Origin of the sequence: Pantoea sp. ICBG 828 (assembly GCF_002928355.1) — a bacterium.
Taxonomy (GTDB): domain Bacteria; phylum Pseudomonadota; class Gammaproteobacteria; order Enterobacterales; family Enterobacteriaceae; genus Pantoea; species Pantoea dispersa.
Genome location: NZ_POWN01000003.1, coordinates 159,825 through 172,797 on the forward strand (window position 1 = coordinate 159,825; position 12,973 = coordinate 172,797).

Consider the following 12,973-nt stretch of genomic DNA (forward strand, 5'->3'; position numbering starts at 1 on the left):
GCGCCATCCTGTCCGGCGTAATCGGGTGATAACGCCGACGCGCAGAATTTTGTGTAAACGTTTACCCCGGGAAGAGCGGATGACAGTTCCGCTGCGTTTGCCAGCCGCTTAGCTGTAAATGCAGGTAATCTTCGGCCGGTAATTGGAGCTGGGGCGTACGTAATATTACCTCTGCTTGTGTTTCCCGCAGCGAAGCGAGCAGAAAAGGAAAGCTGAACTTGAGATAATTTTCACGGAAGAAGTCATCGCTCAGAACAATACCGCTGAAGGGAAAATCGGTAATATTTTTCCACTCGGTTCCCGGCGGCGCGAGATCGTAAAGCCAGAAGGAAAAACGAGACGCCACAGCGCGTAAGGCGGATCCTGCCTGACGTAAAGTGGCATAGTTGATCGCCAGCCTTACATTCTCATGTTGCAGGCTGGAATAATTATCCACGTCATGCAAAAAGGACATCACACTATTTCCCGCCAGTGGAATAATTATTAATCCCGCAGCATCCGCTGACTGATAATGTTGAGTAATTATCTCGCCTTCATGAAGTAATGCATCACGTTCCGGCACGCAATGCATTAAGGACGCTGAATAACACGCGCCGATAGGTGTGCCGTCGAAGCGACAGACACGCTCAGTGACATAAGGATGGTATGAATTGTTTTCCATTTATCTCTATGAATAAATTAATGAACGATAGCGTCTTAATTATTATAAGGACGGGAAGACTGCTGTGATTATCACAGGGGGCAATATAGATCGATTCGCCGGCAAAGATCACCTTTTTTAGCTGTTTCTGATAAAGAGATAAAAAGGATTGGCCAGGCATTAATTAACGCTTTACTGAATTATCTGGAATGATTCGGCTATTTTCAAAGTAAAACAATCAGTCTGCTAATATTCAGAACGCCATGTTTAACTGTCAATCCGGATAAGCACCTGTTTTTACAGCGCACATCCAGCCATTGCCTGCCCCGGTCAGTTATCGCACTCTATGACGTGAAAAACATAAGGAAAGCCGATGGTGGCTTTTCACCAGGCCGGTGCCATGACGCCGGCCGGTTCTGCTTCAGGATGGGATAAAACTATGGGTTCACCGGTCACCGCAGCGGAAGATTCGCTGCTGCGACACAGGTCGTTCGTCGCCTTCTGGCTGGCGCGTACCTGTTCATCGTTTGGTTTTCAGATGTTCTCCGTGGCCGTCAGCTGGCAAATCTATGCGCTTACCCACAGTGCTATGGCGCTGGGCATGATCGGTCTGATGCAATTTTTACCTTCGGTATTGCTGGCGCTGCCGGCGGGTCACCTTGCGGATCAGTATGACCGTCGCCGCATCGTGCTGCTGGGGCAGCTGATTGAGTGGCTGGCGCTGCTCGGGCTGGTGGCGCTGACGCTGCTGCACTGGGCGGGCCGGATTGAAATCTGGGGACTGGTATTCCTGATTTCGCTGGCCAAAGCGCTGGAGTGGCCGGCAATCACCTCAATGCTGCCAGCGTTGGTACCGCCGCCCATCCTCGCGCGCGCCATGGCGGCCAGCTCGGTGGGCGGTCAGGCGGCGGTGATTGTCGGTCCGACGCTGGGTGGCTTACTGTACGTGGCCGGGCCGGAGGTGGTGTACGGTGTTTCGGCGCTGTTCTATCTGCTGTCGATTGTGCTGGTCAGCCGTTTGCGCTACGAACGACCGCCGCAGGCACGTATTCCGGCCAGCCTCAGCACCATGTTTGCCGGTGTCCGCTTCATCCGCGCGCGCAAAGATGTGCTTGGGGTGATCTCGCTCGATCTGTTTGCCGTGCTGCTGGGCGGCGCCACGGCGCTGCTGCCGATCTTCGCCCAGGATATTCTGCATACCGGTCCGTGGGGGCTGGGCATGCTGCGCGGTGCCCCGTCGGTTGGAGCGCTGCTGGTTGGGGTGTGGCTCAGCCGTCACAAGCTGGAAAAGCACGTGGGCATGATCATGTTTGGCTCGGTAGCCGGTTTTGGTCTGGCTACGCTGGTATTTGCGCTATCGACGCAGCTGTGGCTCTCACTGCTGGCGCTGGCGGCACTCGGCGGCTTCGATATGGTGAGCATGGTGATTCGCGGCGCGCTGGTGCAGCTGGACACGCCGGATGAGATGCGCGGGCGCGTCAATGCGGTCAACGCCATCTTCATTAATACCTCTAACCAGCTGGGGGAGTTCGAATCCGGCCTGTTGGCCGCATGGTTCGGTGCGGTGCCTGCAGCCGCGATTGGCGGTGTCGGCACCCTGGTGGTCGTGGCGCTGTGGATGGCGCTGTTCCCTCATCTGCGCAAACGGCAGAAACTGGAAAACGACAGTCTCGCCTGACGTTCGCGGCTGCCCGGCGCGGTGGCCGTGGCCAGGCACGCAGTCTGCCTCGCTATCTCACACAGCCAGGTTTGATTATTATTAATCACATTTGACTGTTTGTGAGCATGATCAAACTAATTAAGCGCCAGTTAATCTATAAATTGCCCTGCCTGTGCGTAAATTTATTCATTATTGAGTGAAGTAAATCATTTTGCACGGTGCGGGGTAGCCAGCGCAGCGACGCAACAACAATAATCATGGCCGCCTCATTAACGGTGCGTGTGAAGCCCGGCACGCACCACGACCCTACGTTATCAATGAGGCGAACATGAAACAGTTCTCTGCAGAAGGGATGGTGATTATTGTCGGGATTGTCATTGCCTACATCCTGTTCACTACCTGGCTGACCTGGCGGTTGCGCAGTAAAAACAGCGGCGACTTTATGGCAGGTTCAAACGTGATGCCAGCGTTTGTGGTCGGCGTGATGCTGATGTCTGAATACATTGGCGCCAAGTCAACCATCGGTACGGCGCAGGCGGCTTTTGAGGATGGCTTTGCCGCGTCCTGGTCGGTGATCGGTGCCGCTATCGGCTTTCCGCTGTTTGGTATTTTGCTGGTCAAACGCATCTACAATACCGGCAAAATTACCATTTCCGGCGCGATTGCCGAGCGCTATGGCAACTCCACCAAAAATATTATTTCTATCATCATGATCTACGCGCTGCTGCTGGTGAACGTCGGTAACTATGTCAGCGGTGCGGCGGCGATCTCTACGGTACTGAACCTTGATCTCACCACGGCGGCGGTGATCACCGCGCTGGTCAGCACCTTCTATTTTATGTTCGGCGGCATGAAAGGCATCGCCTGGGTGACGCTGCTGCACAGCGGCCTGAAATATATCGGTATTCTGGTCATTCTCGGCGTGGCGCTGCACATGACCGGCGGCGTCAGCCCGATGATCAAAGAGATGCCGCACTTTTACTGGACCTGGGACGGTAACGTGGGCGCCAGCACCATTTTTGCCTGGATGATTGGCACCATCGGGTCGATCTTCTGCACCCAGTTTGTGATTCAGGCTATCGCCTCGACCAAAAGTGCGGCGTCTGCGAAGCGCGCCACCTGGGTCGCCTTCTTCTTCTGTATGCCGATTGCCATCGCCATTGCGCTGATTGGCGTGGCGGCAAAGTATCTGCATCCGGAGATTAACAGCCTGTACGCGCTGCCGGTGTTCCTGCAGGACATGAGCCCGTGGCTGGCAGGGATTGTCACCACCTCGCTGGTGGCATCGATTTTTGTCAGCGTCAGCACCGTGGCGCTGGCCATCGCTTCGCTGGTGGTGAAGGATTTTTATGTGCCGTACCGTAATCCGACGCCGGAACGTGAATTTCGCATGACGCGCTGGCTGTCACTGCTGATCGGTTTCCTGCCGCTGATCTTCGTGCTGTTCGTACCGGAAGTGCTGAAGCTATCGTTCTTTACCCGCGCCATCCGTCTGTCGATTTCGGTGGTGGCGATCATCGCTTTCTACCTGCCGTTTTATAAAAGTACACGCGGCGCGAACGCCGGCCTGATTGGTGCCTGCGTCATGACCTCGCTGTGGTATCTGCTGGGCGATCCGTTCGGCATCAACAATATGTACGTCGCGCTGGTCACACCGGCGGTGATCATGCTGATTGACCGTCTGATCCCGTCACGCCAGCCGCAGCGCAAAAATGCACCTGATTCCTCAATGCAAAACAGTGGAGCCTGACATGACCGACTCAACCATTACCGTCGAACGTAACGGTAAGCTTCATCCGCACGCGCAGGACGCGCAGCAGCTCACGGCGATGCTGCCTTCGGTCTGTCCGCAGAACCACGCCGCTAATCTGCTGCCGTTACCAAACGGCGACCTGCTGTGCGTGTGGTTTGGCGGCACGCAGGAAGGCATCGCGGATATTTCGGTGTGGTGCTCGCGGCTGGCGCAGGGCAGCGCCCAGTGGAGCGATCCCTTGCAGTTATCAGACGATCCGGCGCGATCGGAACAGAATCCGGTACTGTTCCTCGATCCCGAGGGCGTGCTGTGGCTGCTGTGGACCGCGCAGAAGTCCGGTAATCAGGACACGGCGATTGTGCGCTATCGCCAGTCACACGATTTGGGTCACAGCTGGAGTGCCATCGATACGCTGCTCGATCAGCCGGGCACGTTTATCCGCCAGCCGCTGGTGGTGCTGCCGAACGGCAACTGGCTGCTGCCGGTGTTCTATTGTCGCACCCAGCCGGGAGTGAAATGGGTGGGCAATGATGACATCAGCGCGGTGAAAATCTCCAGTGACAAAGGACAGAGCTGGCGCGATGTGACGGTGCCGGACAGCCTCGGCTGCGTGCACATGAACATTACGCTACTGCAGGATGGCAGCCTGCTGGCGCTGTATCGCAGCCGCTGGGCTGATTATATCTACCAGAGTCGTTCGGACGACGGCGGTGAAAGCTGGAGCGCGCCACAGGCGACCGATCTGCCAAATAATAACTCATCGATTCAGGTGACCACGCTGCACAACGGCCATCTGGCGCTGGTGTTTAACGCCATGAGCGCACGTGATGCCAGCGAGCGTCGCCTGTCACTGTACGACGAAATCGAAGACGAAGATGACGCGGCGGTGGCCGTGGCGGCGCAGCCGGTGGTTCAGGGCGCACGCACCGCCTTCTGGGGGGCTCCGCGCGCACCGATGACGTTGGCTATTTCTGCCGATGGCGGGGTGAGCTGGCCGTGGCAGCGTAATCTGGATGAAGGGGACGGCTACTGCATGACCAACAATTCACAGCAGAAACTGAACCGTGAGTTCTCCTATCCCAGCATTAAGCAGAGCGCGGACGGCGCACTGCACATTGCCTACACCTATTTTCGCCAGGCCATCAAGTACGTGCGCGTGGAGGAGAACTGGGTGAGGGACAAAGCATGAGCCGCCATGCGCTGGTGACCGGTGTCAGTTCCGGCATTGGTGCGGCGATTGCCGATGAGCTGCTGACACAGGGCTGGCAGGTCACCGGTTTTAGCCGTACGCCGGTGGAGAAAGATCATCCGGCGTTTACCTCCGTCAGCGTCGACCTGTTTGACGCCGGTCAGCTGAAACGGGCTTTGGCCGGGCTGGCGAAGGTGGATGCGCTGGTGCACGCGGCAGGCATGATGCTGGCCGCGCCGCTGGGTGAGCTGGAGGAAGAGCAGGGGGCGCGGCTGTGGTATCTGCACGTGCAGGTGGCGCAAATCATGGCCAACACCTTGCTGCCGCAGATGGGCCACGGCGATCGTATTCTGCTGCTCGGCAGCCGCACGTCACGCGGCGCGGCGAATCGCAGCCAGTATGTCAGCACCAAGGCGGCGATGGTGGGCATGGCGCGCAGCTGGGCCGCCGAACTGGCTCCGCAGGGCATTACGGTCAATGTGATCGCTCCCGGTGCCACCGCCACGCCGATGCTGCTGCAGCCGGACCGCGCCAGCTCGCCGCCGAAACTGCCGCCTATCGGACGCTATATCCATCCCGAAGAGGTGGCCGCGCTGGCTGGCTTTGTGCTATCGCCGGCTGCCGCTGCCATTACCGGACAGGAGCTGGTAATTTGCGGCGGCGCGTCGCTGTAGTTTTATTCTCCAGCGTGCTTCTCCCATCGTAAATAACAGGATGGGAGAGGCTGCTTTTGTCTCGTCTGCGAAAACTCCTGGCTTACCGTGCTACGCTTTCTTTGGGTTTACCAAAGTGGTAATCTTTTACCGTTTTATGCTAAATCCAATTTTATTGTCTACATATTAAGTGGTTACGGAGTGTAGCGCTCCGCAGCAGAGAAGCGCGCAATGAATCATGATGTTCTTCAGGAAATAAACGCCGAACCACTTTTTCCGGTACAGAGCGATCAACATATTGTTTTTGGCGTTGACGGAAAGTTTAAAGCGCATGCGCTAATCACGATTCTGTCCATCATGAAACACGCCGGAGACCGCGTGTATCATTTCCATCTGATCTCTTCAGAACTGACACCGGCCGATAACCCCCGGCTCGCCAGGCTGTTTCAGGGATCGCGCCACGGCGTGACGCTGCATCATCTGCCGGACCAGCTGTTTGCCACGCTGCCGGTCACCGAACTTTTTACCCGTGCGACCTACTATCGCTTTCTGGCACCGCTGATTTTGCCGCAGGCGGAAAAACTGCTTTATCTTGATGCCGATATGGTGTGCATTAATCCGCTCAATGAACTGTGGCAGATCCCGACCGGCCCTGAGGCGGTTGCGCTGGTGGTCGGTGAAATTGCCTCGCTGCAGCCGGTACTGGCGAAGAATGCCGGCTTGCGCGGCGAGCGCTATTTTAACGCCGGTATGATGCTGATTGATGTGGCGCAATGGCGCGCTGACAATATCAGCGAACGCGCGTTTACTTTACTGTCCGAACACGGGCGAAACTTCCAGTATCTCGACCAGGATGCGTTGAATATTTTACTGGAAGATAAAGTGACCTTTGTTTCTCCTCGCTTCAATACCCTGACCATGCTGGCCCATGACGATCGTGGCTATACGCTCGACGTGCCGGCGGAAACCTGCCTGATTCATTATGCCGGTGCGGATAAGCCCTGGCAGGTATGGAATCAACAGTTTGTGGTTCACCATTATCGCGATATTTATCAGGATTCACCGCTGTCCACCATGGCGTTTGACCAGCCAGCCAATGCGCAGCAGGCAAAAAGAATGTATAAGTCGCTTTTTCGTCAAAAAAGATGGTGGCAGGCCATGCTGTGGCGCCTGAAACATATCAAGATGAGGTATTGTTAAGTGCAAGCTCACGCTTTTCGCCAGCTGATGACGGGAAAAAATATTTACCAGCTCTGTTTTGTGCTGCTGAGTATCGCGCTGGCGTCGTCACTGGTGGTTGAAGCCTTACCGCGCAAAATATTCTATTTTTCCAGTTATCTGGTGGCTCTGTATTTAGTAATTCTGGCGGTGAAAAAACAGTGGCTAACAGATAAAACGGCCATAACGGTAGCGCTTCCGCTGCTGTTCATTGGGCTGGTCAGGCTCATCTGGGCAAAGATGTTTTCCCACGCTGAATTCAGTGATGTGGTGAATAACTACTTCCAGGGCGGTAAGCTGTTTATTATCGCGGCTTTTCTCAGCTATTTTATCGTCGCGTGGCGCCACTATCTTAGTCGTCCACTCCTGATAACCTGCAGCGCCATCTTATTTGTCGGGCTGCTGGTGACGTTAGGTTTCGCTATCAGTGAACACGCAAAAACGCTGACCCGCATCAGATTGCTGACCGATTCCGCCGGTACCGTCTCTTATCTGATTACCGCGCTGGCGCTCTGTACTTTGTACACCGGCCACCGGGTAATCTCCCATCGCGGCGGACAAATGATCTTATTCAGCGCGGTTTTTGTCGTGAATATGATGCTGATGATTCTGACCGAGTCACGCGCCGGCGTATTAACCCTGCCACTGATTTATCTGGCCTGGTTTTATTTTACCCATCGCTGGGCGGGTAAAATTTCGCTGGTGATGTTAGCGCTGTTTATTATCGTGGGCGCTTTATTTATGCCGGGCAGCGTCTGGCAGCGCTTAGACAGCATCCACAATGAAGTTGATACTTATCAGACCAACAATAACACCTCGATTGGCGCCCGTTTCTCTATCTGGAAAGGCGGCTGGCACAGCGTTTCGTGGTCGCTGCTGGGGCAAAGTCCGGATCAGCGCACGGCAAAAGCGCGGGAATACATCACGCAGCATGAGCGCCACAATCCCGAAGCGTATAAAAACGTCATGTATCACCTGCACGATGATTTCCTTGAAACGCTTTCGCTGCAGGGGATCGCTGGCGCACTTTCCCTGCTGATTTTTTACCTGGTGCTGCTGATAGTAGCCGCACGCCGCGGCGTCGCCGGATTAACGCTGCTGCCGCTGTCAATTATCATCTTTGGGCTGACCGACACGGTGTTAATTCAGAGTGGTTCGGTGCTGATCCTGGTGATGGCGATTATCATCAGCTATGCCATGATTCATCCGCCTGAGAAAGCATCGTCCTGATAAACCGGCGCTGGCATAGCGCCCGGTAGTTACAGCGGTTTGTTTAACTTCAGAGCCAGATATTTCTTTTTAAAGCTGGTTCTGATTTTACTATCGAAAAGAAAAGACAGCGGCCTGATTTTAGTGATCGCCTCAATAACCTGCCTTCTGTCGTCAGGATTATCCAGGGCTTGCCGATGTTTATGTGCAATATTAATCCAGTGGCAGGATAGCAGATTGCGATAGCGCTCCTGCAACACCTCATCCATATGCTGCGTTGCGCTCACTAAGAGTGAAATTTTGTGTTTATCCAGCTGGCTGGATAAGCTGTTGCCGCGTTTAAAATAGAGATAAGGGCTCTGGCGGCTATAAGCGATTGCATCACTGCTGACCAGGATTTCCGGGAAAAGCCAGGCGTCCTCGTAGCAGGTATAATCCGGGAAGGGATGTGCCAGCAGCATGGTGCGCTTAATAAACTGACCGATAAAGTGCGCCTGCAAATCGCGATGGATCAGGAATTTTTCAATGGCCTGATGCCGTGACAGTGTTTCCGCCTGCAGGCCCTGCCACGTGATGTGCTGAGGCCGGGATTCGTATACCTCATTAAGCGCCGTGAACAGTGCGTCGGGACGATGGCTTTTCAGGTAGCGGACAATATCGGTGAGGGCGTCGGCCAGCAACTGATCGTCGCCATCCAGCATCGTAATATATTCACCGCTGCACTGCTGAACGCCAAAATTACGCACCCGGCCAATGTTGCGGTAATCAATATTAAATACTTTCGCCTGCGGATGTCGCCGGGAAAAATCATCGAGTAACGCTGCTGTGTTGTCGACGGATGCGTCATTGATAACAATAAATTCAATATACTGCTCAACACCATGACAGGCCTTTTCTAAACTCGCCAGCGTGTCAGGCAGAAATTTTTCACTGTTATGGGCCGTTAGCAACACACTGATTAAATAGTCAGGAACCATCATTTTTTAAGTCAACATCTGAGGCAGGAATGCCGTCAAGCATACTACAAGTGGCAATTTAAGGGGAGGGCATTGACGCAGCGCAGTCCTGCGCCTCCTGTCGCCGATCAGGCACATTTACGACTGATACAATAATGCGTATGATTCTCATTCCTTTTTATGCTTCCTGCTCGCGCAGGTAACCCATCGGTCCTTACCGGAGACAGCAATGATTTCATCATTACGCCCGCGCGCCACCGCGCTGGCTCTGGCGCTGCTGGCAGCCATGAGCCTGAGCGCCTGTCAGGCGCCGGCTAAAAAATCAGTAGCGCCTGCCGCCGCGGCTAAGCCAGCGGCAGCGGAGAAGGTACAGCAGCGTGAACTGGGCGACGGCCTGTATGAAATGGCTTATGTGCCGGGCGATCCGGCTGCGCTGTATGTGGCCAGCGCGCAGGCGTTTAAAACCGTCAACGGTGGCGTGCTGTATCGCCTGGATGCCCGCACGCTGGCGACGCTGGGCGAAACCCATACCGATCTGAAAAACTTTGGCATGACGGCTTCACCGGACGGCAGCGTGCTGTACATTACCAACACGCTGGACGGTGGCGTGACGAAAGTGGACGCCAGAAGCGGTAAAGTGCTGCAGCGTCTGCTGTTTGGCCTGAAAAACGACAAAGGCAATCCGGTTGGCGCGCGTGAAATCCTGCTGCATGACGGCCTGCTATACATCGGTGCGATTGAGAATCCGGCGATGATTTGGGTGGTCGATGCGAATACGCTGCGGCTGAAAACCACCATCAAAAACGCCGGCAAGTGGGTGACCGGGTTGCTCTATTCGGCGTCAACCGACCGTATTTACGCGGCGAACGGCAGTGGCGAAGTGCTGGTGATCAATCCGCGCAGTCACAAAATTGAGCAGCGCTGGACGCCAGGCGATGGCAAAGAGTATCTGCTGCTAAATCTGGCGGAAGATGCCGCCAATGGCCGCCTGTACGTCACTGACAATTCAAAGGGCAAAACCACGCTGGTGTTCGATGAGCGCAGCGGTAAGGTGATCAAACGCCTGGATGTCGGCGATTCGCTTGGCATCAAATTCAATGCGAAGCGCAACGAGATTTACATCAGCCAGCGACTCGGCGGCAAAGTGCTGCAGCTGGACGCGACGACCTACGCAGTGAAAAATAGCTGGGCGCTGCCGACCCACCCTAACAGCCTGCTGGTGTCGCCAGATGGTCAGACGCTTTACGTGACGGTGAAGCAGGGGCTCAATAAAGATCGCTCGCCGCAAGGGCCGGATAGCGTGGTGCGGATTACGCTGGATTAACCGCGCTGGGTTTAATCGCGGCGCGAGGGATCGCGCCGCAGATAACCCGTGCTTAGCAACGGGTTACGTCATTCATTACGCCACGCCGTTCACCAGCAGTACGCGGTAGTTGGCGCCTTTCAGGCGATGCGCTTTGGCTTCCTGGTAGGCCGGGCTGAAGTACCAGGCTTTGGCGGCCTCGGCATCTTCAAACTGCAGCACCACCACGCCTTCAGCATCGCGCCCTTCCAGTACCTCCAGATCGCCGTAAAAAGCCAGTGGCGTGATGTGGTGATCGCCACGCGCCGCGCCGGCTTTCTGCGAATAGGTGGCCAGCTCATCTTTATCCAGCGTTTCGTCTTTAATCATAACGACATATGCGGCCATTATTGTTCGCCTCGCGCCTGACGCTTGTCTTCAGTATTGGTATCAAAATCGCTCGCATCGTGCCGTTCCAGCAGCTGATCCTGCGGCTCGGCGCCAAATGCCCGGTTCACTTTACGCCCGCGGATCACCGCCGGACGGTCGGCAATCTCTTTTGCCCAGCGCACCACATTTTTGTACGACTGCACATCGAGGAATTCGCCGCCACCGTACTGGTTGTTCAGCACCAGATTGCCGTACCACGGCCAGGTTGCGATATCGGCAATGGTATATTCGTCGCCGGCGAGGAAACGGTGGTCCGCCAGCTGGCGATCCAGCACATCAAGCTGACGTTTGGCTTCCAGCGTGAAGCGGTTAATGGCGTATTCAATTTTCTCTGGTGCGTAGTGATAGAAGTGGCCGAAACCGCCGCCAAGGTACGGCGCGGATCCCTGCAGCCAGAACAGCCAGTTCAGGGTTTCAGTGCGGCCCGCCACGTCAGAGGGAATAAAGTGGCCGAATTTATCTGCCAGATAGAGCAGGATATTGCCGGATTCAAACACGCGCAGTGGCGGCGTGATCGAGTGGTCGCGCAGCGCCGGAATTTTTGAGTTGGGGTTAACCTCAACGAAGCCGCTGGAGAACTGATCGCCATCGCCGATGCGGATCAGCCAGGCGTCATACTCCGCTTCCTGCACGCCGAGCGCCAGCAGCTCTTCCAGCAGAATGGTCACTTTCTGGCCGTTTGGCGTCCCCAGCGAATAGAGCTGCAGCGGATGCTTACCGACCGGCAGCGTTTGCTCATGCGTCGGCCCGGCGGTTGGACGGTTAGTCTTTGCCCCGTTACCTTTGGCTTCCGGGTCCCAGGTCCAGACTTTCGCGGGCTGATACTGATTTTCCGACATAATGCGTTCGCCTTGTTGTGAGAAGATTTTTGCTGCTACTGAGTGTAGCAGCACGCTATCACGCCGATTTAACCGCGCTGGCGATAAAAGACAAAGTCGAATCAGGCAAAATTCTCTTGCGTAAACAGCATAAAGTCGACTTTGCCGGGCTGATAGGTCTCTGGTTGCTCACCCTCTTCCAGATGTCGCAGCAGCAGCGTCAGCGCCAGCTGTGCGTGACGCAGGGTGTTTTGATCGAGCGTTAGCGTCAGCACGCGTTTGGCCAGAAGCTCACGGGTGGTTTGGTAAAGTTCGTGCGTAACATACACCACTTTGCCGCACAGCCGGTGGCGCGCCAGCGCTTCGTGAATCTGGGTATTGCCCATGCCGGTATTGTACAAGCCGACAATCTGCTGCGATGCGGCCAGCGTTTTCTCCAGCAGCCGGCTGATGCGCTCGCGCTCGTCCTGGCCTGCGATGATCTCCCGCAGCCGCAGATGCGGGAAGCGCTCCGCCAGCACCGCCTGAAATCCTTCGATGCGCAGACGGTGCGCGGCGTAATCGGCGCGACCGCTGACCAGCACCACATCTCCCGCCACAGGCAGCATGCTGCCGAGCATCAGCGCGGCGGTGCGTCCGGCCTTCAGCTGATCAATACCGACATGGCACAGGCGCGGCGCATCAGGCAGATCGGCCACCAGCGTAATGACCGGTACGCCACGCGCTTTACAGGCCTCAAGCGCCGCGTAAATCAGCGGATTTTCATGGGCGAAAACAATCAGCCCGTCCATCTTTTTGCTGCTGGCTTCGATATGCGCCGCCAGCTTTTCGGGCGCATGCTCCGGAATCAGCGTGCGGTGCAGCCGCAGGCGACGATAGCCGAGCTCATCCGCCAGCCGGGCAAAATCCTGCGCCAGCTGTTGAAAGAAGAAGGAACCGTTACCGCTCAGCAGTACTTCTATCTGCCACGCGTGGCGGTGTTCCTCCGGCAGGATGCGTTTCAAACCCGCTTCGCGCGCCGCCAGTAAAATTTTTTTCGTCATCGCGGGCGACACGCCGCCCCGGTCGTTCAGCACCCGATCCACCGTGGCGACGCCCACGCCCACCCGCTTAGCCAGTTCGGCCAGCGTCATTGTTTTCATCTG

12 protein-coding genes are annotated in these 12,973 nt (G+C 55.9%); 7 read left to right on the forward strand and 5 right to left on the reverse strand.

Annotated features, from left to right (window positions below):
* Positions 1-61: 61 nt before the first annotated feature.
* Positions 62-661, reverse strand: a complete 600-nt coding sequence (locus C1Y43_RS08400; protein WP_104093934.1) for a hypothetical protein — start codon at positions 659-661, stop codon at positions 62-64.
* Positions 662-1,079: 418 nt separating this feature from the next.
* Between C1Y43_RS08400 and C1Y43_RS08405 the strand changes: the two genes are divergently transcribed.
* The 6 genes from C1Y43_RS08405 to C1Y43_RS08430 all read left to right on the forward strand — a co-directional run bounded on the left by C1Y43_RS08405 (position 1,080) and on the right by C1Y43_RS08430 (position 8,343).
* Positions 1,080-2,318: an MFS transporter gene (locus C1Y43_RS08405; RefSeq protein ID WP_104188159.1), complete on the forward strand. Its 1,239-nt coding sequence runs from the start codon at positions 1,080-1,082 to the stop codon at positions 2,316-2,318.
* A 310-nt stretch (positions 2,319-2,628) separates the two neighbouring features.
* Positions 2,629-4,050: a sodium:solute symporter family protein gene (locus C1Y43_RS08410; RefSeq protein WP_058759283.1), complete on the forward strand. Its 1,422-nt coding sequence runs from the start codon at positions 2,629-2,631 to the stop codon at positions 4,048-4,050.
* Position 4,051: 1 nt separating this feature from the next.
* Positions 4,052-5,242, forward strand: coding sequence for an exo-alpha-sialidase (locus C1Y43_RS08415; RefSeq protein ID WP_104187880.1), 1,191 nt, complete (start codon positions 4,052-4,054; stop codon positions 5,240-5,242).
* Positions 5,239-5,916: an SDR family NAD(P)-dependent oxidoreductase gene (locus tag C1Y43_RS08420; protein WP_021507786.1), complete on the forward strand. Its 678-nt coding sequence runs from the start codon at positions 5,239-5,241 to the stop codon at positions 5,914-5,916. The genes C1Y43_RS08415 and C1Y43_RS08420 overlap by 4 nt, the downstream gene beginning before the upstream one ends.
* A gap of 210 nt (positions 5,917-6,126) precedes the next feature.
* Positions 6,127-7,095, forward strand: coding sequence for a glycosyltransferase family 8 protein (locus tag C1Y43_RS08425; protein WP_104187882.1), 969 nt, complete (start codon positions 6,127-6,129; stop codon positions 7,093-7,095).
* Entirely contained in the window at positions 7,096-8,343 is a 1,248-nt protein-coding gene (locus C1Y43_RS08430; RefSeq protein WP_233209818.1) for an O-antigen ligase, read from the forward strand.
* Positions 8,344-8,372: 29 nt separating this feature from the next.
* Here the strand turns inward: C1Y43_RS08430 and C1Y43_RS08435 are convergent, their stop codons facing one another.
* The gene (locus C1Y43_RS08435; protein WP_104187884.1) at positions 8,373-9,302 is read right to left on the reverse strand and encodes a glycosyltransferase family 2 protein; all 930 of its coding nucleotides are present in this window, start codon (positions 9,300-9,302) and stop codon (positions 8,373-8,375) included.
* A gap of 205 nt (positions 9,303-9,507) precedes the next feature.
* Here C1Y43_RS08435 and C1Y43_RS08440 point away from each other — a divergent pair, with 205 nt between their 5' ends.
* Positions 9,508-10,602, forward strand: coding sequence for a YncE family protein (locus C1Y43_RS08440; protein WP_104187885.1), 1,095 nt, complete (start codon positions 9,508-9,510; stop codon positions 10,600-10,602).
* A 75-nt stretch (positions 10,603-10,677) separates the two neighbouring features.
* Here the strand turns inward: C1Y43_RS08440 and C1Y43_RS08445 are convergent, their stop codons facing one another.
* From C1Y43_RS08445 to C1Y43_RS08455, 3 genes are all read right to left on the reverse strand, one after another.
* Positions 10,678-10,968: a DUF1330 domain-containing protein gene (locus tag C1Y43_RS08445; protein ID WP_021507781.1), complete on the reverse strand. Its 291-nt coding sequence runs from the start codon at positions 10,966-10,968 to the stop codon at positions 10,678-10,680.
* The gene (gene yghU / locus C1Y43_RS08450; RefSeq protein ID WP_021507780.1) at positions 10,968-11,849 is read right to left on the reverse strand and encodes a glutathione-dependent disulfide-bond oxidoreductase; all 882 of its coding nucleotides are present in this window, start codon (positions 11,847-11,849) and stop codon (positions 10,968-10,970) included. Before yghU ends, C1Y43_RS08445 begins: the two co-directional genes overlap by 1 nt.
* 101 nt (positions 11,850-11,950) lie before the next feature.
* Positions 11,951-12,970 (reverse strand): LacI family DNA-binding transcriptional regulator, encoded by a 1,020-nt coding sequence (locus C1Y43_RS08455; RefSeq protein ID WP_021507779.1) that lies wholly within the window; start codon positions 12,968-12,970, stop codon positions 11,951-11,953.
* Positions 12,971-12,973: the final 3 nt, after the last annotated feature.

What these genes read in the sequence shown, in the direction of transcription:
- C1Y43_RS08400 (WP_104093934.1), bottom strand. Translation starts at nt 661, where the DNA reads ATGGAAAACAATTCATACCATCCTTATGTCACTGAGCGTGTCTGTCGC.
- C1Y43_RS08420 (WP_021507786.1), top strand. Translation starts at nt 5,239, where the DNA reads ATGAGCCGCCATGCGCTGGTGACCGGTGTCAGTTCCGGCATTGGTGCG.
- C1Y43_RS08410 (WP_058759283.1), top strand. Translation starts at nt 2,629, where the DNA reads ATGAAACAGTTCTCTGCAGAAGGGATGGTGATTATTGTCGGGATTGTC.
- yghU (WP_021507780.1), bottom strand. Translation starts at nt 11,849, where the DNA reads ATGTCGGAAAATCAGTATCAGCCCGCGAAAGTCTGGACCTGGGACCCG.
- C1Y43_RS08455 (WP_021507779.1), bottom strand. Translation starts at nt 12,970, where the DNA reads ATGAAAACAATGACGCTGGCCGAACTGGCTAAGCGGGTGGGCGTGGGC.
- C1Y43_RS08415 (WP_104187880.1), top strand. Translation starts at nt 4,052, where the DNA reads ATGACCGACTCAACCATTACCGTCGAACGTAACGGTAAGCTTCATCCG.
- C1Y43_RS08440 (WP_104187885.1), top strand. Translation starts at nt 9,508, where the DNA reads ATGATTTCATCATTACGCCCGCGCGCCACCGCGCTGGCTCTGGCGCTG.
- C1Y43_RS08425 (WP_104187882.1), top strand. Translation starts at nt 6,127, where the DNA reads ATGAATCATGATGTTCTTCAGGAAATAAACGCCGAACCACTTTTTCCG.
- C1Y43_RS08405 (WP_104188159.1), top strand. Translation starts at nt 1,080, where the DNA reads ATGGGTTCACCGGTCACCGCAGCGGAAGATTCGCTGCTGCGACACAGG.
- C1Y43_RS08435 (WP_104187884.1), bottom strand. Translation starts at nt 9,302, where the DNA reads ATGATGGTTCCTGACTATTTAATCAGTGTGTTGCTAACGGCCCATAAC.
- C1Y43_RS08445 (WP_021507781.1), bottom strand. Translation starts at nt 10,968, where the DNA reads ATGGCCGCATATGTCGTTATGATTAAAGACGAAACGCTGGATAAAGAT.